General features: G+C 40.3%; 20 protein-coding genes. 8 read left to right on the top strand and 12 right to left on the bottom strand.

Features of this window, described 5'->3' with window-relative positions; translation table 11 throughout:
• The first annotated feature begins 133 nt into the window (after positions 1 to 133).
• The 4 genes from E0E36_RS22440 to E0E36_RS22455 all read left to right on the top strand — a co-directional run bounded on the left by E0E36_RS22440 (position 134) and on the right by E0E36_RS22455 (position 3,731).
• Positions 134 to 757: a 7-carboxy-7-deazaguanine synthase QueE gene (locus E0E36_RS22440; protein WP_041387475.1), complete on the top strand. Its 624-nt coding sequence runs from the start codon at positions 134 to 136 to the stop codon at positions 755 to 757.
• Positions 758 to 810: 53 nt separating this feature from the next.
• On the top strand, positions 811 to 2,763 hold the full coding sequence (locus E0E36_RS22445) for an OmpA family protein (RefSeq protein WP_130857830.1): 1,953 nt from the start codon (positions 811 to 813) through the stop codon (positions 2,761 to 2,763).
• Positions 2,753 to 3,328, top strand: coding sequence for a Crp/Fnr family transcriptional regulator (locus E0E36_RS22450; RefSeq protein WP_130857831.1), 576 nt, complete (start codon positions 2,753 to 2,755; stop codon positions 3,326 to 3,328). Before E0E36_RS22445 ends, E0E36_RS22450 begins: the two co-directional genes overlap by 11 nt.
• 85 nt (positions 3,329 to 3,413) lie before the next feature.
• Entirely contained in the window at positions 3,414 to 3,731 is a 318-nt protein-coding gene (locus tag E0E36_RS22455; RefSeq protein WP_013666548.1) for a DMT family transporter, read from the top strand.
• Between the two features lie 65 nt (positions 3,732 to 3,796).
• Here E0E36_RS22455 and trxB read toward each other — a convergent pair whose 3' ends face one another.
• The 9 genes from trxB to E0E36_RS22500 form a co-directional block, all read right to left on the bottom strand.
• On the bottom strand, positions 3,797 to 4,762 hold the full coding sequence (gene trxB, locus E0E36_RS22460; RefSeq protein ID WP_013666547.1) for a thioredoxin-disulfide reductase: 966 nt from the start codon (positions 4,760 to 4,762) through the stop codon (positions 3,797 to 3,799).
• A 163-nt stretch (positions 4,763 to 4,925) separates the two neighbouring features.
• Entirely contained in the window at positions 4,926 to 6,554 is a 1,629-nt protein-coding gene (locus E0E36_RS22465; RefSeq protein ID WP_130857832.1) for an acyl-CoA carboxylase subunit beta, read from the bottom strand.
• A gap of 112 nt (positions 6,555 to 6,666) precedes the next feature.
• Positions 6,667 to 7,704, bottom strand: coding sequence for a LacI family DNA-binding transcriptional regulator (locus tag E0E36_RS22470; RefSeq protein WP_013666545.1), 1,038 nt, complete (start codon positions 7,702 to 7,704; stop codon positions 6,667 to 6,669).
• Between the two features lie 94 nt (positions 7,705 to 7,798).
• Positions 7,799 to 8,428: an HAD family hydrolase gene (locus E0E36_RS22475; RefSeq protein ID WP_130857833.1), complete on the bottom strand. Its 630-nt coding sequence runs from the start codon at positions 8,426 to 8,428 to the stop codon at positions 7,799 to 7,801.
• A gap of 29 nt (positions 8,429 to 8,457) precedes the next feature.
• Positions 8,458 to 8,937 carry an ATP-grasp domain-containing protein gene (locus tag E0E36_RS22480; RefSeq protein WP_130857834.1) on the bottom strand — a complete coding sequence of 160 codons (480 nt, stop codon included), beginning with the start codon at positions 8,935 to 8,937 and terminating at the stop codon, positions 8,458 to 8,460.
• Between the two features lie 49 nt (positions 8,938 to 8,986).
• Positions 8,987 to 9,637: an ABC transporter ATP-binding protein gene (locus tag E0E36_RS22485; protein WP_013666542.1), complete on the bottom strand. Its 651-nt coding sequence runs from the start codon at positions 9,635 to 9,637 to the stop codon at positions 8,987 to 8,989.
• Between the two features lie 22 nt (positions 9,638 to 9,659).
• Positions 9,660 to 10,415, bottom strand: a complete 756-nt coding sequence (locus E0E36_RS22490; protein WP_013666541.1) for an ABC transporter ATP-binding protein — start codon at positions 10,413 to 10,415, stop codon at positions 9,660 to 9,662.
• 2 nt (positions 10,416 to 10,417) lie between these two features.
• Positions 10,418 to 11,293: an ABC transporter permease gene (locus E0E36_RS22495; protein ID WP_130857835.1), complete on the bottom strand. Its 876-nt coding sequence runs from the start codon at positions 11,291 to 11,293 to the stop codon at positions 10,418 to 10,420.
• Between the two features lie 15 nt (positions 11,294 to 11,308).
• Positions 11,309 to 12,283, bottom strand: coding sequence for an ABC transporter substrate-binding protein (locus E0E36_RS22500; protein WP_130857836.1), 975 nt, complete (start codon positions 12,281 to 12,283; stop codon positions 11,309 to 11,311).
• A gap of 324 nt (positions 12,284 to 12,607) precedes the next feature.
• Here E0E36_RS22500 and E0E36_RS22505 point away from each other — a divergent pair, with 324 nt between their 5' ends.
• Together E0E36_RS22505 and E0E36_RS22510 are read left to right on the top strand one after the other, a co-directional pair.
• Positions 12,608 to 13,756, top strand: a complete 1,149-nt coding sequence (locus E0E36_RS22505) for a methionine aminotransferase (RefSeq protein WP_013666538.1) — start codon at positions 12,608 to 12,610, stop codon at positions 13,754 to 13,756.
• Positions 13,757 to 13,961: 205 nt separating this feature from the next.
• Positions 13,962 to 14,744 (top strand): amidohydrolase, encoded by a 783-nt coding sequence (locus E0E36_RS22510; RefSeq protein ID WP_013666537.1) that lies wholly within the window; start codon positions 13,962 to 13,964, stop codon positions 14,742 to 14,744.
• Positions 14,745 to 14,856: 112 nt separating this feature from the next.
• Here E0E36_RS22510 and E0E36_RS22515 read toward each other — a convergent pair whose 3' ends face one another.
• Entirely contained in the window at positions 14,857 to 15,273 is a 417-nt protein-coding gene (locus E0E36_RS22515; protein ID WP_130857837.1) for a hypothetical protein, read from the bottom strand.
• Between the two features lie 169 nt (positions 15,274 to 15,442).
• Here E0E36_RS22515 and smc point away from each other — a divergent pair, with 169 nt between their 5' ends.
• A complete protein-coding gene (smc, locus tag E0E36_RS22520; protein WP_130857838.1) occupies positions 15,443 to 18,988 on the top strand; it encodes a chromosome segregation protein SMC in 3,546 nt (1,181 codons plus the stop codon).
• A gap of 188 nt (positions 18,989 to 19,176) precedes the next feature.
• The gene (locus E0E36_RS22525; RefSeq protein WP_130857839.1) at positions 19,177 to 20,127 is read left to right on the top strand and encodes a M20/M25/M40 family metallo-hydrolase; all 951 of its coding nucleotides are present in this window, start codon (positions 19,177 to 19,179) and stop codon (positions 20,125 to 20,127) included.
• A gap of 37 nt (positions 20,128 to 20,164) precedes the next feature.
• Here the strand turns inward: E0E36_RS22525 and E0E36_RS22530 are convergent, their stop codons facing one another.
• A complete protein-coding gene (locus tag E0E36_RS22530; protein WP_130857840.1) occupies positions 20,165 to 21,784 on the bottom strand; it encodes a S41 family peptidase in 1,620 nt (539 codons plus the stop codon).
• Positions 21,785 to 21,987: 203 nt separating this feature from the next.
• On the bottom strand, positions 21,988 to 22,263 hold the full coding sequence (locus E0E36_RS22535) for a hypothetical protein (protein ID WP_013666531.1): 276 nt from the start codon (positions 22,261 to 22,263) through the stop codon (positions 21,988 to 21,990).
• Positions 22,264 to 22,325 lie beyond the last annotated feature (62 nt).

Genomic DNA, 22,325 nt, shown 5'->3' on the forward strand with positions numbered 1-22,325 from the left:
AGGGGAAGATTTCTTGATAAAATTTAGCAAACCAAAGAACATAGTGGCAAAAAACGTCCTTACAATGTGCTTTCCGTATAGATTACTAGGGGTTGACAAGCAACATGAAAAAAATAGTTACCTTTGCACCATTATGTCAAAACAGGTTCCAGCAGACGGTACGCTTCTTCCGCTCATGGAAGAATTTTATACGATTCAGGGCGAGGGTTATCACACAGGAAAGGCAGCTTATTTTATACGTTTAGGGGGCTGTGATGTGGGTTGTCATTGGTGCGATGTCAAAGAAAGCTGGGATGCTGAACTACATCCTTTAACAAAAGCAGATGATATCATAAGAAACGCAGCGCGATATCCTGCCAAAACCGTGGTGATTACCGGGGGCGAACCGTTGATTTACAATTTGGACTACTTAACCAGGGGATTACAAGATGCGGGCATTAAAACCTTCATTGAAACCTCCGGTGCTTACCCATTAAGTGGTCATTGGGACTGGGTTTGTTTATCTCCCAAGAAATTTAAGGCACCACTCCCCGACGTTATTGAGGCTGCCGGCGAGCTAAAAGTAATCGTTTTTAACAAAAGTGATTTTGAATGGGCTGAACGATATGCTGCCCAAATTCCCGTCGGCAGGAAGTTATACCTACAGCCTGAGTGGTCTAAAGCGGCTCAGATGACGCCCCTTATTATTGACTATGTAAAGGAAAACCCCAAGTGGGAAATTTCTTTGCAAACCCATAAGTATCTTAATATCCCCTAGCAAAAAACAAAAAAGGCATAAAATATTATATCTTAGTGTAAGATTTGGAGCCTATGCTAAGATATCTTCACTGTATGCGCCTATTTTTTTTATTTTGCCTATTTTATAACAGCTTATCCTTTTTTTGCTCCAAACTGGGTGCCCAGCAGCTGAATCCTTCAACAAGCAAGTCAAAAAAACTTTTTGAAGAAGCCGCGAGATTTTTGAGCAGAAATGATTTTACCAATGCCACTATACGTTTGGAACAGCTTCTGAACGACGATAGTCTTTTCATTACTGCACGCCAGCAATTAGCGGATATATATCTGCGTCAAAAAGAGTTTGAACAAGCTGCCAAACATTATGAGATGGTTTCCAAACTAGCTTCGGATTTAACACCCTCCACTTGGTTTGGACTAGGCGAAAGTTTGCTGAACTTAGGCGCTTATGCGGCATCCAAACAAGCTTTGACAACTTACCTCAGCAAGGTATCAACACAGACTAATCAACGGAAGGCTATTGCGCAAAAATATTTAGCGGATTGCAATTTCAGTTTAAGCGAGCGCAAAAACACTCAGCTGCTAAATATTCACAACATGGGTGCTTCAATTAATTCAGCGGATGATGAATATTTTCCTATGCTGACGGCCGACCGCTCTTCTATTATTTTTACGCGTCAAAAAAAGGGCGGTTTAGAATATATTTATGTCAGTCAATATCAAGATAGCGCATGGAAACAGGCCCTTCCCATTCCGGGAAAAGTTAATACCGAGTCATACAGTGAAGGAGCGCATTGTATTTCTCCCGACGGACGGTATTTGTTTTTTACGGGCTGCAATAAACCCGACGGTAAGGGAAGTTGTGACATTTACATATCCCATTGGGAAGGCAGTGCCTGGGGCATCCCTCATAATTTAGGTTCACCAATTAATACCGGTTCTTGGGAGGCACAGCCAGCAATTAGTCCGGACGGAAACACACTGTATTTCGTTAGCAACCGCAAAGGAGGATTTGGAGGAAACGATATCTGGTATAGCACCCTTCAGCAAGATGGCTCTTGGGGAGTACCGCAAAACATGGGTGACAAGGTCAATACATCGTTTGACGAAAGCACACCCTTTATCCATGCTGATAACGAAACACTTTATTTTGCCTCTAACGGATGGCCGGGCTTCGGTAATAAAGACCTTTTTATCAGTAAGCTTGATCATGAAGGGAATAGACTATCTCCGGTCAATATGGGTACACCTATTAATGATCACCTGGAGCAACGTGCGCTCACTGTTAGTTTAGATGGCTCAACCGCTTACTTCGCAGCTGAAAGACCGGGTGGCAAAGGCGGACTTGACATATATACATGCCTCCTGACTGAGCATCTAAGACCTACTGCTGTTGCCTATGTTAAAGGACGCGTATTTGATAAAACAACCGGTAATGCCGTAAAAGCAGCGGTCAAGCTGACCGATTTAAAGAACAAGAAGCGAACATTCTATTCAGAAGTGGATTACCTCGATGGTACTTTTCTAGTACCGCTCCCGGTAGGAAGTGAATATGCGTTGCACGTATTGCATCCTGAATATCTATTTTACAGTCAACATTTCGCTTTAGCAGACACGCTCACAGAAAAAGACATTTATGCTGTCAAAGTCGGTCTAGAACGAATTAGTTCAGGACGATCCGCCATTTTAAATAATATTTTCTTTCCTACCAACGGTTATGAGCTTCTTCCTACATCAGAAAGCGACCTAATGGAGTTATTTCAGTTACTACAACATAACAAACATATCCGGATAGAGATAACAGGTCATACCGATAATACAGGCTCCGCACAAGCCAATCAGGTACTTTCGGAAAAACGGGCGCTTGCTGTTTACGCTTATTTACTGAGTAAAGGTATAGACAAAACCCGGTTGGCGTATAAAGGCTACGGACAGAATAATCCGATTGCCGACAACACGACGGAAAAGGGTAAACAGCAAAACAGAAGAACAGAATTTAAGATTATCGCAACAGATTATGGCAAATGATCAAGCATTAAGAGAAAAGATGATGCATTTAGGATTGCTTGAACCCTCTTTAAGCTTATTTTGCAACGAGTTGGAAGAAGTAGATTATGAGAAAGGTTCGAGCATCATAAAAGCCGGCCGCACAGCACCGTATCTATATTTTATTTTGCAAGGGATAGCACGTGTATATATACAAACCGAAGAGAAAGAAACCGTGTTCTGCTTTTGCTTAGAAACCGATGTGCTGTTGTCTTATAACAGCTTTTTTAATGAAAGTCCGGGATACGAAACCATCGAGCTATTAGAAAACAGCACACTATTAAGAATAAGCCATCGTAACGTAAAAACACTTTGCGAAAATAATTTAGATATCGCCAATTTTTTTAATCGGCTGATTGGCTCAGAACTGGTAAAAACGGAAGAGCGGCTGATAGGCACCCAATCGAAAACCGCAACCGAGCGCTATAATGAACTGATTACGTTATCTCCTTCTATTGTTCAACGGGTACAATTGGGCTATATTGCGTCTTACTTAGGCGTCAGTCAGGTTACATTGAGCAGAATCAGGCGTAAAATGAATCGGTAACTTTCGATTGAATTATTTTTTAACATATGTAAAAAAAGCGCTGTATCCTATTACGGATATTTGCCAACACAAAAAACAAAATACTATGGCTTGGTTTTATCTAATTATTGCGGGTCTATTTGAAGTAGGCTTTACTTCCTGTTTAAAGTTATCAAATAACTTTACCAACATTAAATGGTCCATCGGTTTTTTCATTTGTATCACGCTGAGCTTTCTTCTTCTTAACAAAGCGATTCAGGATATTCCGATTGGCACGGGTTATGCTGTATGGACGGGTATTGGAGCTGTAGGAACGGTTATTATGGGGATCATCCTATATAAAGAACCCTCTGATTTTTGGCGTCTATTTTTTATTTTCACCCTAATCGCTTCAATTATCGGTTTAAAAATGGTGTCGAAATAGAACAAAATATAGATATATGACAAAAGGCGCCTAAGCGCCTTTTGTCTATAGCAAAATAAACTTTATTAATCAGCAGTTTCTATAATGGCATGCTCTTTAGCTGCTAAATATCGCTCGGCTTCCAACGCAGCCATACAGCCACTACCTGCAGCCGTTACCGCTTGCCGATAGATATGGTCTTGAACATCACCTGCGGCAAAAACTCCCTCAACATTCGTTTGGGTACTATCAGCTTTTGTAATTAAATAACCCGATTCATCCATATCCAGCCATCCTTTGAAAATATCAGTGTTCGGTTTGTGGCCTATTGCTACGAAGAAACCTGTTATATCCAATACTTGATGTTCCTTTGTTTGATTATTGATGATTCGCAATCCATTAACAGTTTTACCGTCTCCCAAAATCTCTTCTGCCTCTGTATTATAATGTATCTCTATATTTGGCGTATTGAAAACGCGATGTTGCATTGCTTTAGAAGCCCGAAACTCGTCTCTTCTAACCAACATATGTACTTTTCTACACAATTTAGCAAGGTAAGTAGCCTCTTCTGCTGCCGTATCTCCTGCTCCGACAATAGCCACATCTTGACCTTTGAAGAAAAATCCGTCACATACCGCACAAGCTGAAACACCAAATCCGTTGTACTTTTGCTCGCTATCTAAACCTAACCATTTTGCTGTAGCACCAGTTGCTATAATTACCGTATCGGCCGTTATTGTTTTGATTTCATCAATGACAACTTTATGAACCGGCCCTGAAAAATCTACACCGGTAGCATAACCAAACCGTATATCGGTACCAAAACGTTCCGCTTGCTTTCTAAAATCTTCCATCATTTCCGGACCCATGATACCCGCCGGATAACCTGGAAAATTTTCAACATCCGTAGTTTGCGTTAGCTGTCCACCCGGAACAATACCTGTATACATAACGGGTTTTAAGTCAGCGCGCGCTGCATAAATAGCGGCCGTATATCCTGCTGGTCCCGAACCTATAATTAAGCACTTAACGTGTTCTATTTCTTCAGTCATGTAAATTCTATTTTTTCTCGACACAAAGATACTGATTACATCAAAGCAATCCGTTTTCCTTTTGTAAATTTCTTATCTGCTGTTATCCGTAGACGTTAAGCGTCATTGCTTACACCCTACACCTCAAACCTCAACCTTCCATCTCCCACCTAAACCCGATACCTCACACCTGCATAACCCCCACGTTAAAAGCTTTCGTAATTGGACTCTGATTAGCGGCCTCGATCCCCATCGATATAACTTTTCTTGTGTCTAGCGGATCAATAATCCCATCTATCCATAGACGCGCGGCTGCGTAGTAGGGAGTAGTCTGTCGATTATATCTAGCCGTAATTTCACCTAGGAGATCAGCCTCCGCTTGGTCACTTAAATTTTGCCCTTTTGCTTTCAGTGTTGCTTTTTGAATTTGCAACAAGGTTTTTGCTGCCTGCTCACCTCCCATCACAGCAATTTTTGCCGATGGCCAGGCGTATATTAAGCGGGGATCGTAAGCTTTACCACACATGGCGTAATTTCCGGCCCCATAGGAATTTCCAATCACAACGGTAAATTTTGGCACGACCGAATTTGCGACTGCATTCACCATTTTTGCTCCATCCTTAATGATTCCATCTTGTTCGGATTTACTGCCAACCATAAATCCGGTTACATCCTGTAAAAAAACAAGTGGTATTTTCTTCTGATTACAATTCATAATAAACCGTGCCGCTTTATCAGCCGCGTCTGAATAAATAACCCCTCCTATCTGCATTTCGCCCTTCTTATTTTTTATTACTTTCCGTTGATTGGCCACAATCCCTACTGCCCAGCCGTCAACCCTAGCCAAACCACATAAAATACTTTTTCCATATAAAGCCTTATATTCATCAAATTCCGAATTGTCTACCAAGCGCTGTATGATTTCGGCCATGTCATAAGGTTTTTCTCGCAAGTTCGGAAGTAAACCATAAATTTCTTTTGAATCAAGTGCAGGAAGTACGGGCTTTATCCGGTTAAATCCGCTATTTAAAGGAGCGCTTAGTTTTTCAATAATACGTCGGATACTGTCCAAACAGCTTTTATCGTCCGGATGCTTATAGTCCGTCACCCCGGATATTTCACAGTGTGTCGTTGCACCGCCAAGTGTTTCGTTGTCCACCTCTTCACCGATAGCCGATTTTACCAAATAGGATCCCGCAAGAAAAACGGAGCCGGTACCATCTACAATCATCGCTTCGTCGCTCATCACCGGCAAATAAGCTCCACCGGCTACGCAAGATCCCATAATAGCCGCTATTTGTACAATACCCTCGCTACTCATGCGCGCGTTGTTTCGAAAAATGCGTCCAAAGTGTTCTTTATCGGGAAATATTTCATCCTGCATGGGTAAGTAAACGCCCGCTGAGTCTACCAGGTAAATAATGGGCAATCGATTTTCCATAGCAATCTCCTGTGCGCGAAGATTTTTCTTGGCAGTTAAAGGGAACCAGGCACCAGCCTTGACGGTAGCATCGTTTGCTACCACGACACACTGCCTATTGGCAATATAACCCACCACTACCACTACACCGGCTGAGGGGCAGCCTCCCTGTTCCTCATAGAGGTTGTCTGCCGCCAGCGCCCCTATTTCCAACGAAGGTCGATCCTTATCGAGCAAATATTCAATCCGCTCTCTAGCCAACATTTTACCCTTTTCATGCTGCTTTTTGCTTGCCGTCTCTCCGCCACCTAAAAAAACTTTTTTTAATCGACTTTTCAGTTCGTAAACAGCCTGCTTGTTAACATCTTCGTTTATATTAAAATCGAGGTTCATAAGTTTAGCGTTTATGGTTAGCAATTAGCTATAGCTTTCTTTCATTCGAAGATAATTCATTCTCGAATATCAACGTTTTGGCTCTGATTATACAATAACCCGGAACGTAGCGCTATACATGCTGGTTTACCAGCTTTGATTCCAATACTATTTTCCGACCCTGTTTAATGCCTGAATCATCGGCGTTCTCTTCGGTATCTCTGTCTATCAATTCGAATAACATTTCAGCTGCAAGCGCTCCCTGTTTTCCCGGTAATTGCTCAATGGAAGCCATGGGTGGGTTTTCCATATATTTCCATATGGGGTAGTTCGCATAACTGATAAAAAATATATCTTGGTTAACCGTCAATCCTTTGCTACGCACCGCATTCATCGCATCCAAGGTAACATAGTCGTTAAACGAAACGACAGCGGAGGGTCTCTCACTTAAGTTAATCAATTGCAGTGTTGCATCGGTATTTCCCTTTTCCGACAAATCGGTATAAACAATATAATCGCGATTTAAGGGAATACCGTTATTAACCAACGCATCAATAAATGCCTCCTCTCTTTCTTTGCTTGCGGGTAAATGGGCCGGTCCATTGATAAAGGCGATCCCCCGATGCCCACAGGAGGCAAATGTATCAATGGCCTCCTTCATTCCTGTTTTCAGATTACTAACAATAGCGTTAATCTGCACCAAATCGGGTACGCAATCGAAAAAAACAACCGGAATGCCTGCATTTCTCAATATTTCAATATACTCAAATTCGCGTGTGTTTTTGGCGGAAGAAAGGATAATTCCGTCTACACGATGCACTTTCATGGTATTGATAATTTTCAGCTCTCTTTCGGGATCATCCAATGATTGGCCAAGAATGACTGTGTAATTGCGGCTATTCGCAAAATTCTCAATTTCACTTATGGCCGCAGAAAAGAAAGCTTCGGATAAACTTGGCAAAATAACGCCTATAGTGAATGTTTTTCGCTGTTTGAAAAATATTGCGGTTCTGTTCGGCTCGTAGTTCAATTCCTCAGCTAATTTCTTTACTCGCATCGTGGTAATTAACCCGATGCTGGGATGATCATTAAGCGCACGGGAAACAGTTGAGGTGGATATCTTTAACCGTTTGGCGATTTCCTTAATCGTTGGTTGTTTGCCTTTATTCATAAAATACCAGAATTAAAAGCCTTCTTGTAGGCGGATCAGTAATCGTTTAGACGATTACCTGAAATTAGCTGCAATGTACAAAATCTTTTGATCATTAGTGCCGGTCGGTCTTCAACAATGACTCGACCGGAAGATAATCAATTCCTGCTTTAAGAATCTCTTCAGTAGGCTCCCGGTTCCGACTAATGATAAGCACGTCCTCCAAACGAAGATGATTATCACGAAGAAGATACTCAAGCGGATCGGTAACTCCCTGTAAGGCAAGCTCATCATAAAAGTACATCTTTATATAGCTACTTAAGGGGCCCCAATCAATTTGCTTTAATTTATTCAGTTGCATCAACGGATTTCCCTTCGTTAAAACAAAAATTCTCTTTTCGTCCTTCGTGATTTCCAATAGTAAATGTTTTACCTCTTCGAAGAGTAATAATTTTAGCGGCAATTGAGCATTTACGTGGATTCTTTTAAAATTTTCAAGATACTTTGCGTCGATTCCAAACACAGCTGCTGCCCGTTGAAAAATTTCTTCTTTCCCGTGATGCTCATATACTTTTTTCATGAAAGCAGTTAAATCGTTCGCCGGTGGCACTGTTTCCGTATATTCCAATAAATGAGCGAACAGATAATATACCTGCAAGAGATAATCCTTTTCCGGATAGAGCACATCATCTACCTCGAAAATAAAGGCCTTTTTGTTCTGATCTAGATCTTTATACGTAAGCATTTTTCAGTTACAGAATAAGCCATCCCTGGCTATGCCAAACAACAAAAAAAGAGTTCCTCCCCACCGTCTGAGACTACGCATACGCCCGACTCGTTTTCCAAGCTTTCAATCGGTTCTCCTTGACCTGCTATTTTGCCTTTGAGTAAAACCGTTGTGTTCAGATCTTTGCCCGGGTTGACAATAAATTCAACGATCTCTAAAAGTCGGTGCGACGGTACTGCCAATTGTATTCCGTATTCTGCAAACAAATCTTTACATGCAGCAAGCTGTACGATTTCGTCCTTTCTCAAAGGAATTATAAGGTCTGATTCGTTGCTGATACCCACCTTTAATAGTTCGTGATTAAACGATGCGCTGCTGCCGGATGGTATTACTACATACCTTCCTCCTGCAATTAACAAATCAGGGATAGCTACATTATCACCGAATATCACCTTATCCTCCGCAGAAAATACACGTGCAAGTTTCTGTGCGAGCGCACTCATCCCTCCAGTAATCAAAATATTCATCAAAATCAGTTTAGCATAAATTTAAGGATACCTTCGTCCGTCTATAACTTTAAACAATCAAACCATCCTTCATGTGCACAGTACGATCCGAAATATCAGCCAGGTGTTCATTATGCGTTACTATAACGAAAGTTTGTTGCAATTCATTCCTCAATTGTACGAAAAGATGGTGCAAGGCCTCGGCATTTTCCGAATCCAAATTGCCCGACGGCTCATCGGCTAAAATAATGGATGGATTATTCATCAGGGCGCGTGCTACGGATACTCGCTGTTGTTCGCCACCGGATAAAGCATTGGGTTTATGGTCTGCTCGGGCTCCTACCTGAAGGATATCTAACAATTGTTTTGCTCTTTTTTCACTCTCAGATTTTCCTTTCCCGGCAATGAATGCAGGTATGCAAATGTTCTCCAAGGCAGTAAACTCAGGAAGCAAATGATGAAATTGAAAAATAAAACCTATATGTTTATTCCGAAAGGCGCTTAATTTATTGGGAGAAAGTTTGGGCAACTCAGTTCCATTCAGCACCACCTCACCCCCATCCGGCATATCTAATGATCCAAGAATATGCAGGAAAGTACTCTTGCCCGCTCCGGAGGCTCCTACGATGCTAACAATCTCACCCTTTCTGACCTCCAGGTCAACGCCTTTTAAAATTTGGAGGTTACCGTATGCCTTTTTTATACCTCGAGCGCTCAACATAGGGCGAATATACAAGTTTTATTCAATCCTCATTAAACCATTCATATAAATCTTGCGGCTTTAACCGGTGTTTCTCCTCGTTCGACAAATCTCGCTTGATTCGACCATGCGATAGCTGTACCAAGCGATTGCCATAGCTAAGAGCTTCTCTCATGTTATGGGTTATAAATAGTACTGCAAGTTGATAATCTGCGATTAGCTTGCTCGCCAACTCCATAACGCGAGCGGCAGATCGTGGGTCGAGCGCAGCGGTGGGTTCATCCAAAAGCAGCAATTTAACATCGCTCATAACTGTCATCAGCAAAGTTAAAGCCTGCCGCTGCCCACCACTTAGTAAACCCATTGGTTGATGTATTTTGTTTTCCAAGCCCATATCGAGTAACCGCACCTGCTCCCTCACCCGCTCCTTAAAAGCGGTATTGACGCCAATAGTAAGTTTTTTCGCTTTTCCACGCAGGGAAGCCAATCTAAAATTGTCCAAGATGCTCAATTCCGGAGCAGTACCTTGCAATGGGTTCTGAAAAACCCGTGCTATCCATCGGCTCCGCCGGTAATCTGCCATTTGATTTAGCAATTCATCATTTAATCTAATTTCGCCATTGTCAGCCCAGATCGTACCGGCAATTAGATTTTGCAGCGTACTTTTACCAGATCCATTTGCGCCTACTACGGACACAAATTCCCCCGAGGACACGGTAAAAGACAAACGGTCCAGCGCACGGATCTCATTCGGCCGATTAGGGAAAAAAGTTTTACTTACATTATTGAGAACCAGCATAATCAACGTTTTAGCGAACCTTTCAGAAAATTACCTTGAGGCAAAGCAACAATTAGTAACACAAAACAAGAGGTAAACAGTTTGAGAAGAGAAGAATCTATACCCAGACTTAATGTAAAGGCTAGTACTAACTGAAAAATAACCACACCAATGATGACCATGCCGAGATTAATCCATACTTTATCTGTGGGCAGCAATTTGATAATAGTTTCCGCAATCATTACGGAACCTAAACCACTGATAACAATCCCAATGCCCATGTTGATGTCAGTAAAACCCTGAAACTGGGCAATCAACGAACCGCTAAAAGCAACCAATGCATTCGTAATCGCCAAGCCAATCCATTTTATTTTGAAGGTGTTTACCCCCAGCGATCTCACCATGATTTCATTATTCCCTGTGGCTCGCATCGCAATGCCGAAGTCAGTCCGCAATAAATAGTTGAGTATAACGACTAGTATGACAACCACCGTACCGGCAATCAGGAACGTATTGGAATTAGCATCTTGCACCAGTGTGATGGAAAAAAGATTCTTGTAGCTTAAGAGCGGAATGTTGGAACGTCCCAACAGGGTAAGATTAACAGAATATAAAGCGGTCATTACCAAAATACCCGCCAATAAGGCATTAATTTTTAGCTTCGTATGAATAAGTGCCGTGCAACTACCCGCAATGGCACCTGCCAGTAGAATAAGCGGGACTAGTATAAAAAGGGATAGCTGATGGCTTATACCCAACGCGCATATTACTGCGCCCAGCGTATAACTCCCATCGGTAGTGATATCAGGAAAATTGAAAATCTTCATCGTTAGATAGATCCCCAACCCCATGGGTACAAAACATAGACCTTGTAGTATAGCAGCGAAATAAAAATCCATGCAGTTGAAGAAAATTTATAGCTTTTCGAAATTTTCCGAGAATGTTAGTCCGAATCGAGTCGCTGCGGCTCCATTATATACCCTTCTTCTTATCTTGACTTTTTCAACCGTTAACTTATCTGTTTTCTTTGACTTCAGAAATTTAGCGGCTTCTTGCCCTGCCTGGTATCCCCATTGATAGATATCGGCACCATAAGCAGCTACAGCCCCTCTTTTTACCAGTCCGACTTCACTTGTAAAAACCGGAATTCCACGCTCATTACAATTATTTAAGATAGTTTCGAAAGCTGCGAAAACAGTATTGTCGGGGTTAGCGAAAAAAGCATCTATTTTTCTTTTCAAGAGTGCACGCACGACTAGCTGAGCATCAGCGGAAGTGTTTAGCGGTAAGGCGATTAGTTCAACCTGCTTTTGCTTCGCCAACTTATCCAGTCGGTTAAAGGCGTCAACTGACTGCTGTTCAGCTTGGTTATAGATCATACCAATGCGTAGATTATCCTTTTTTTTTGGTTTGACGACTTGTTGAATAATAGCAAAGGATGTGTCGATATAATTCAGATCTTCGCCGACACCAAAAAGATTATCAGGCCCTTTTTTCTTTTCATTTATCAGTCCCAATATTTGCGGCATAGCGGTAACGCACATGAATATCGGGATGTTTTTTATTCGCTGCACAGTAGCCAAGGTTGACATGGTTGTACTGGTTCCAATACAATCCACCTCTTCCGACTGCATATAACTTACTATTTGGTTCATGGCTCCCATATCGCCCTGCGCGTTCTTTGCGATGATTTCTACTGTCTTATTTTGTTCGCTAAAACCACTTGCTGCCAGGGCTTCTATAAAACCTTTGCGGGCATCGCCAATAGTAGCATCTTCGAAGGCTTCGATAAATCCAACTCGGGGAACACCTCCTTGCTTTTTTGGATTATTACAAGAAATGAACCCGATGGCAAACAATAATAAGATCAAAAATCTGTTATATTTCATATGTAAATAATCTGTTTTTTATGGCCATATGGAATATCCACTTTATTTTTATCTGCATCCGTGTTTGAATAGCCTGTAATACATGGATATTTTATTCGTATATAAAATTTGTTCCTTTGTGTTACTACAACAATGAGCTTACACAGTTTCTGCCATAAACGTTACATGGCATACTTAGGACGTTGCAATTTACAAGAATATACTGTACACTTGACTTATTTTGTTGAGAAAATAGCGTTCTCGGATAAACAATGTCATCTTTAACCAGTAACAACTAATTTAAAAAAAAGTTAAACAAAACAAACAAACTTGAATCACATCCTTATGATCAACGTTCTATCTAAACTTCCTAACGTAAGCAATTCTATTTTCAGCACGATGACTGCCTTAGCCAATGAGCATGGAGCAATCAATCTCTCGCAGGGTTTTCCTGATTTTGACTGCTCCCCTAAGCTTATTGATTTAACCCAAACTTATATGAAAAAGGGACTGAATCAATACGCTCCTATGCCAGGGGTTTTGCAGCTACGTGAAAAAATAGCCGAGATGGTGGAAAAGCAACAGCATGCGATTTATCATCCAGACAAGGAAATCACCATTACAGCAGGTGCAACGCAAGCCATATTTACCGCTATTGCCAGTATTATTCGACCGGATGACGAGGTGATTTGTTTTGATCCCTGTTACGATAGTTACGCGCCTGCAATCGATTTATGTGGAGGAATGGTAAAAACTGTTTCTTTATTGCCTAACAGCTTTAATATCAATTGGGACGATGTCAAGAAGGTCTTTTCACATAAGACAAAGCTTATTATTATCAATACACCGCATAATCCTACCTCGGCTACGCTAACTGACGCCGATATGAAACAATTGATAAAACTTACACAGGGAACGGATATATTTATCATTAGCGATGAAGTTTATGACAAGGTTGTATTTGATGGCAAGAAACATATTAGTGTAGCAAGTTATCCCGAACTACGGGAACGCAGCTTCGTAATCTCTTCTTTTGGAAAAATGTTTCACATAACCGGCTGGAAAATTGGGTATTGTCTTGCTCCTGAAAAACTGACCGTTGAATTTCGGAAGGTTCACCAATATTTGGTATTCAGCGTAAATACCCCCGTTCAATATGCCTTGGCCGATTTCTTGATGGACGAAAGTGAATACCTCTTACTTAGCAAATTCTTCCAGGAGAAGAGGGACTTTTTCGTCAATGCGCTCCGTTCAACGCCTTTTGAGATACTTCCTGCATCGGGATCTTACTTTTTGTTAGCCAATTACGATAAAATAAGCGACAAAGGTGATCTTGACTTTACAAAGGAACTGACGGTCAACTATGGCGTCGCAACTATTCCATTATCCGTGTTTTACAAAAACCGATTGGACAGACACTATATAAGATTTTGTTTTGCAAAAAAACACGAAACCTTGGAAAAAGCCGTTGAAAATTTAGCACGAATTAAATAACACGCTTTTTTTGGCTTTGATGGCGTTTCAGTATCATACACTAAATAGTGAACAAAAAGATTAATTGAGAAATTAAGATATTTACAAACTTTCGTTAATTTAGTATATTACGGTGCATCGTTAGTACTAAAGACATCCGACTATCACTAACCTATTCATTAGACGATAAAGGATATCCTTAACGAAAAATGAATAATTACTTTAAATGAAACCATTAAAAATAACAATATTTCAGGCCTATCTTTTTTGGGAGAACACAGAGAAAAACCTATCCAATTTGGCATTACGTCTTTCCTCATTGAAGGAAAAAACCGACTTGATTATTTTGCCGGAGATGTTCAATACCGGATTCACCATGAATGTTGAGAAATGTGCGGAAAGAATGGACGGCCAAACAATCTATTGGATGTTAGAACAGGCAAAAAAGTACAATTGCGTTGTAGCAGGTAGCCTCATTATAGAAGACGGCGGCAAATATTACAATCGTTTTATTTGGATGAAGCCCGATGGTTCATTCCATAAATATGATAAAAGACATTTATTTTCGATGGCTGGTGAAGAAAAGGTTTTCACAGCGGGCAAAAAGCGCGTCATTGTAGAAATAAATGGTTGGCGTGTATGTTTGCAAACCTGTTATGATCTCCGTTTTCCGGCATTTAGCAGAAATCTTAACAACGTATATGATATCCTACTATATATAGCAAGTTGGCCGGACATGCGGATAGGACATTGGAGAGCCCTTATTCCTGCTCGTGCGATTGAAAACCAATGCTACGTAATTGGCGTAAATCGTGTAGGTTACGATGGAAATCAGGTTTATCATTCAGGAGCCTCTACCTGTGTTGCACCTGACGGTGGGGTTGTTTATTATAAACCGGAGGACGAGGACCTCTATACCTTCACGCTTTATCCGGACGATTTAAAACGGATTAGAGAGAAACTACCTTTTTTACAAGACGCTGATCAGTTTGTTTTAGTGGATCCATAGGTTTTTGAGTTGTAAGTTCTAAGAACTAAGTTTTAAGTTTTTAACTATCTTCATTAGAACAAAAACTTATTGCTGGCGCACGAAGATTTATTCGTGTGCCTTTAGTATGTCACTAATACCTCGGTCTATTCAAAATAGCGGATTTAATAACGGCATCCCTTAAATCGAAATCCCCATAGGGATTGGTTTCCTCGCTGCCGGCATCTATTTTATAAGGTTCCAAACGCTTGTATGCATGTTCGTGTTTCTTATGAATTTCTTTCGCCCTTTTCACTTCTTCTACCTCTAAAACCCCGGAGTAATCCTCAAAAGTGATGTGTTTTTCAGATTTGGGATGGATCAGCTCCGGCTCCGACAGTGGCTCACGTTGAAGTATTTCACGCTGCAATGGTTTATACGGTGTTTCATCTACTTGTGGACGATGCGACGGTTTTCGTTTTTTGGCCTTCTCCTGCTCTTTTTTGAAATTAGCATATATTTGATAGCCAAAAACAATTGCAGCGATGATAAAGGGTAGAATGGTTTCCATGGATTAAAGATAGAAAATAATTTTCGTCTACTTTCTTCACTTTGAAAGAAAGTAGACGAAAACACTTAAATAGACAGAAAAAATCGAAAGCGAATAGAAAAGATAGCAGAAAATTAGATAAATTGGTTCAATTCATTAAATTCGCAGCCTCAAATTTTGGACAAAATACATGCAACTTACGCGTTTAGAGATTAAAGGATTTAAAAGCTTTGGCGATAAAATCACTATCAATTTCAATGAAGGTGTTACGGCAATTGTCGGTCCGAACGGCTGTGGAAAATCCAATGTGGTTGATGCGATTCGTTGGGTACTGGGCGAACAACGCACCAAGAACCTCCGTTCTGAAAAAATGGAAAACATCATCTTCAATGGCACTAAAACGCGCAAAGCGGCTAATTTAGCTGAAGTTTCACTTTCTTTTGACAATACCAAAAACATCCTTCCAACAGAGTTCTCTCAGGTTACCATTACCCGTAAATTATATCGGACAGGCGAGAGTGAATATCGTTTAAATGATGTACAATGCCGATTAAAAGATATCACTGACTTGTTTTTGGATACCGGAATTGGAAACGACTCTTACTCCATCATTGAACTGAAAATGATCGATGAGATTATTAACAACAAAGAGAATTCCAGAAGGGCACTTTTTGAAGAGGCTTCCGGTATATCGAAATATAAGGTTAGGAAAAAACAAACACTTAATAAACTAAAGGACACCGAAGCAGATCTAAGTCGTGTAGAAGATCTCCTTTTTGAGATTGAAAAAAACTTAAAAACCTTAGAAAATCAGGCAAAAAAAGCAGAACGCTATTATAAACTCAAAGACCAATATAAAGAACTGAGCGTATCGTTGGCATCATTTAGGATCAGTAACTTTCGCGAAGCACTTGAGCGCCTAGATGAACAACACAGTGCTCAAGAAGACGAACGGAACCTTATTGTCACGCAATTGGACACACTTGAGGCCGAACTCCAAAAACTCAAACAGGAAAGCTTAGTGGAAGAGAAAAATCTTTCGGTTCAACAAAAAGCGGCCAATGAGTACACCTCCAAGATAAGAGCTTATGAAAGCGAAAAGAAGGTCAAAAATGAACAGCTAAAGAACTTAAACGATAAGGAGCAACGTTTGAGTAAAGAGCTGGCCAACGACAGACAGCAAATCAATCACGTTCTTTATAATATTAAGCGTTTAAACGAAGAGCAGCTACTTGAGCAACAAAAATTAGATGAAATCAAGATTTCACTTGATGAACAGAAACAGGAAGTGGACGAGCTGAGGGGGCAACAGCAAACCGCCAAGACTAAACTAGATGCTTTTGTACATGAAAACAATCAACTTCAGAACAACATCTATAAATTAGAAAAAGAAATTGCCGTTCTGCACATCCAAAAAGACGCGCTAAGCCAGGAAAGCGAACGAAATATCGTTGATACAGAAGCTAAAGAAAGTGAGCTAAACGAATTTTCTAAGGTAGTTGATGAACTAGAGGGACGTGTTGACGCTTTGCAGGAGGAATATGATGGTACATTAGCCTATGAAGAAGAGCTGCAACAGCAAATAGCTAATAAAGAAGTCCTTATCCAATCCTATAAAGAGGCCGTAATAAAGGATAACCGCACATTAGATGCGAAACAAAATGAGTACAACCTAACCAAATCACTAGTCGATAATTTGGAAGGTTTTCCGGAGTCTATCCGATTCTTAAGAAAGAATGCGGGCTGGGCAAAACCTTACCCACTCCTATCTGATGTGCTCTTCTGTAAAGAAGAATATCGAGTGGCTATTGAAAACTTTCTCGAACCTGTAATGAACCATTATGTGGTTAATGAACGTCAAGAGGCCGTTAAAGCTATTAAATTATTAGGGAGCGCATCACGCGGTCGTGCCGGCTTTTTCGTTTTGGAAGCTATTACACAGCCGGACATTCGCAATGGATTAGACCTCCTATCAGATGAACGGTTTATCCCTGCTTTATCTGTTGTTGATACAGAAGAGCGCTATCTTCCACTGATCAAGTTACTATTACACGATGTATATATTCTAAAAACGGAAGATGAAAGCGATTTAGAGACACCGTTACCCGATACGCAATTAACCATCCTGCACAAAACCGGTAAGTTTGCAAAATTTCGACTGGGGATGAGTGGTGGATCGGTAGGGTTGTTTGAGGGCAAGCGTATCGGTAGAGCGAAGAACCTCGATAACTTAAGTAAGGAAATCAAGCAGCTCACGACGCATCTCGAAAAAATCCAATTGGATATTGTTAATGAGACGGCTTTATTGAACGATCTGAAGGCAAACACCAAAAAAAGTCAGCTTGAAGAGACCAAGCTACAACTCAACCGCCTGAGCAATGAATTAATCTCTGTAAAAACGAAGCAAGAGCAGTACCTCTCTTTCATACAAAATAGCCAGAATAGAAAACAGGATATCGAAGAAAAAATCCGCACGATCCAAGCTGAACTTGCACAAGCAGAGCCGGCTTTGGCATCCTTAACAGCGAGCAAAATAGATAAGGCAAACGAGCTAACTGCATTTCAGGAAAATTTTAATGAAATTTCAGAACGACTTACCACCATATCGTCAGCCTATAATCAAGAAAATATACGCTACCATCAACAACAAAATAAAGTTGCCGGTATCAATAAAGATTTAGAATACCGAGAGAGCCAGCATGAAAATCTAGAAAAGCGTATTACCCAATATAGTACGGAATACGAAGCGGTAAAGGAGGCCATTAAAGATACTTTACAGCATGTGGATCATTCTGATGAGGATCTAATCGCCATGTATGCGCAGAAAGAGGCTTTGGAAAAGGGCTTACAAGAAGCGGAACAGCAGTACTATACCATGCGCGCCAATATCAATAAAAAAGAAGAAGAAATCGGGGGGTTCCGTAAACGGAAAGATCAAATAGAGCTGCTAACCAACGAATTAAAAGACAAGAAGAACAGTCTAAAGCTCGATTTGAACGCACTAAAGGAACGATTGGCCGTTGAATTTGAAATCGATATCAACGAGTTACTGGATAACGAGCTGCCCGATCATATTGAAAGCGAAGAAGAGTTGAGGAATCGGACCGAAAAACTGAAAAAACAGCTGGAAGAATTTGGCGCCATTAACTCGATGGCTATGGAAGCCTATCAAGAGATGAACGAGCGGTATACGTTTATTCAAAAAGAGCGTAAAGATCTCTTCGATGCTAAAACATCTTTATTGGATACCATTAAGGAAATAGATGATACCGCTCGTGATAAATTTATGGAGTCTTTCACTCAGGTGCGTGAACATTTTATTACCGTCTTCCGCTCCTTATTTAATGAAGAAGATTCCTGTGATTTAGTGTTGAGTAATCCTGATTTACCCCTTGAATCCGATATAGAAATTATGGCACGTCCAAAAGGGAAACGTCCTTTATCCATCAACCAGCTTTCAGGTGGTGAAAAAACGCTTACCTCGACGGCCCTTCTATTTTCCTTATATCTGCTCAAGCCAGCTCCTTTTTGCATTTTCGACGAGGTAGATGCTCCTTTGGATGACACGAACATCGATAAGTTCAATAATATTATCCGGAAATTCTCCAATCAGTCGCAGTTTATTATTGTATCACATAACAAGCGGACTATTGCCAGTACGGATATTATATATGGAGTAACCATGGTGGAACAAGGCGTATCCCGTGTGGTAGCAGTGGACATGCGAGAAGTGTGATAAGCACTAAGTTTAAGCGGCGATTTTATTCACTACTTCATTATTTTCAAAGGTGTTCATGAACTCCCTACGGTCGGCTCTTTGCTTCTTTTCTTTCGCGGAGAAAGAAGTTAAAATAAACCCTCCTTTTATACTTTGGGTGTCCCTTAAGAACTATTTCGTATGTTTGTAATAAAACATGCATCAATATGCTTACTATTCTTCATCGATTTTCCTTTTTGATACTATTTTTTTGTGTTAGCTGCTGTGCAAGTGTTAAAGAAAATGCAGAACGACAAGATGCACAAGTATTGAAAGACCTAAAAGTATTGTCGTCCGACGAATATGAGGGCAGAAAAACGGGGACAGCAGGTGCGGAAAAGGCGGCGGCTTTTATTGCCGACCGATTTAAAAGCCTAGGTTTGGAACATTTCCCACAAGGTGAAGATTATATACAAACTTTTCAATTTGATGATAAAGAGGGGACGTCTTATAGCGGGAAAAATATAATAGGTTATATTCCAGGCAAACTGAAAGAGGTTCTTGTCATATCAGCACATTACGACCATTTGGGTAAAGTAGGTGATTCCATTTATAATGGCGCAGACGACAATGCATCGGGTATAGCCGCCTTATTACAGTTCGCTGCTTATTTCAGTGAAAATAAACCCAATTTTACGATTGTGTTTGCAGCCTTTGATGCAGAGGAAATGGGCTTACGCGGGGCCAAGGCTTTTGTTGAAAACCCACCTATTCGGTTAGATCAAATAAAGCTCAATATCAACATGGATATGATTTCGCATAATGATAAAAACGAGCTATATGTCTGTGGTACATACAAATATCCTCAATTAAGGAGATATGTAGAAGATATAAAGGATGAAGTAAAAGTAAAGCTTCTGCTAGGACATGACGATCCTAACACAGGGCACGACGATTGGACTAACCAAAGCGATCAAGGGGCTTTTAACGCCAAAGATATCCCTTTCTTATATTTCGGTGTAGAAGATCATAAAGATTATCATCAACCGAGCGATACGTATGAAAACATTAATCCGAAATTTTATGTAGAGGCGGTAGATGCTATATTGAATGTGATACGAAATATTGACAATAAGTTCTCAAGCCAGATTCAGATAGATAAAAATAAAGTTATGTAAACACCTATTTTATTTAGAACAAAGAGCTCCTACAATTTTATCTCACACGCGTCTCTATCATACCTTTAAATTCTTTACTAGAACGTTTATTTTTCATCAGGTTCTGAGTGGTATTATTCGATTGTTTGGAGCGAATATTCATTAAAGGACCACTACTAGTCGTGCTTGCAGTTACTCCCAATTGATTCAGAGCCTCTGCCAGGTAAAGCTCTTTAGGATCCCCAAAATCATACTCACTAAAGCTATCTAAATCCTGTCCAAGATTATCAAGCATTTCCTTTCCGGGTATATCGGTTCCTGGTTTGAAGCCATTATAATAATCCCCTTCCCCCTTTGCATTCTTTGAAGAAAAACTTGGCAGATATAGATCATACACACTCTCTAGCCGGACCGGGAAGAATCCTACAGGCTTTCCATAAGTTGTTGTTCCAACCAGCTTTATATTTAAAGAGCTTAAACCACGCAGCGAATTAATCAATAACTCACTGGCGGAAGCAGTATTGTTAGTAACAAGAAAAACAATATTTTTCACGTTACTAAGATTTCCCGCTTTTTTAAAATTAACAGTGTTGCCCGTTGCTTCCGGCTTATAACTGTAACTAGCATAGGTATCTGTCCCTATTATTTCTCCATTAGAATTACGTACGCGTTGATTTTTGAGTATAGTCGCTTTCCCTTCTTGCATCAATTGATTATAATACTCAACAAACATAACCCCCGTTGTACCGCTAGGGGCTATTAGATTAGCCAAATGTTCGGCAGTAGCAACATAACCGCCTCCGTTGTAACGTAAGTCGATGACTAAGTCTTCAACATTCTTTGTTGCAAAATCCGAAAAGATATTATCAAGAACATCAAAGGAATTTTCCTCATCCGAAAAGCGAGCATAAGCAACATAGCCTATGTTTTTATTGTTGATAGTGAGTACCGTGTCTTTATAGACGGGGCTACTATTATAAGTCTGCTTACTCAATGAAATGGAATAAGAGCTACCGCTCAGTTTTTGTCCCTCTAAGCGAATAGAAAAAGGATCACCCAGTAACCGCGATATGTAACTATAATCACGATCCCAATCATCCCCGATTGTTTCTCCATCAATTTTAGTGATAGAAGCGCCTCTAGTCAAGCCACTTCTGGCGGCAGGAGATCCGGGATAAACAGCGCGGATGAACACTTTAAAATCCGTATCACTCCCATAGGCTGCAATATCATAAATACCGACATCGTTTCCTTGCCCTGTTAAATTAACACTATTGGTTAAGTTTCTCACGCCAGCGGTGACGCCACTGTTACCTGATACATCTTCGATATAAGAGAATTTTGTATAGTCTGTATTGTTGACCGTAAGTATGTCGTATTTTGACGTGGAATATTGAGCTATTGACAACAAATTAGCTTCGTAATTTTTTAATTTATCAGCATTGGAAGTATATTGCCTTGGGTTAAAAACATCATAGGTTGGCAAATTTTGATTCCAATAATAAATTTCCTTCGCATACAGAAAAATAGAGTCGTTGGTTAGCGCGACGCGATCATCTGTGGGTGTCTGTGTAGAATTACCTTGATTTGTGTCCGGATTATCCTTTTTGCAGGCACTTATAAATAATGACAATCCGATAAAAAGCCCTAAAAATCTGTGAAGTACGTGTGTGTCCATCTTCTACCGCCAATATTTGGTCGCAATATACGACAAGTCTCTCTCTTTTTTTTCGAAGAAGAAAATTTTAACACTAATTGACAATCTTACTGAGAAACTATGTGATAAAGGTAGGAATATAAAAAACACAGGTTAGCTAGTGTAGCTATATATAAGAAACAAACCGGAAAGACCATTTGCTTCTTATATATATAATAACCGTACTAATAATCGAGGTCTAATAAGCTACTGAGTGGGATCATGATTCCGTTTTTCAATTGCAAATAACTATCAGTTAACATCCATACGGTAGTTTCTACTCTTTTTGGCCCACTGGTAGTATTAAAAGTAATGACCGATTTCGATTTAAATTCATTTCCTAATCTTACAGCACTTTGCAATTTATAACGCAATTCACTTACGTGGCTCTCGGGTGCATCGATTATTTTATAGTTCCGAATATCCTCCTTATTGATTAACTCTGCAATAACGGTACTCATAGCAATTTGTTTTAGTTTGGTTTGGTATAACAATATTAGTCAAATGGCTGCACAAGTTCAAA

This window comes from Olivibacter jilunii (genome assembly GCF_900607235.1).
GTDB classification, from domain to species: domain Bacteria; phylum Bacteroidota; class Bacteroidia; order Sphingobacteriales; family Sphingobacteriaceae; genus Olivibacter; species Olivibacter oleidegradans.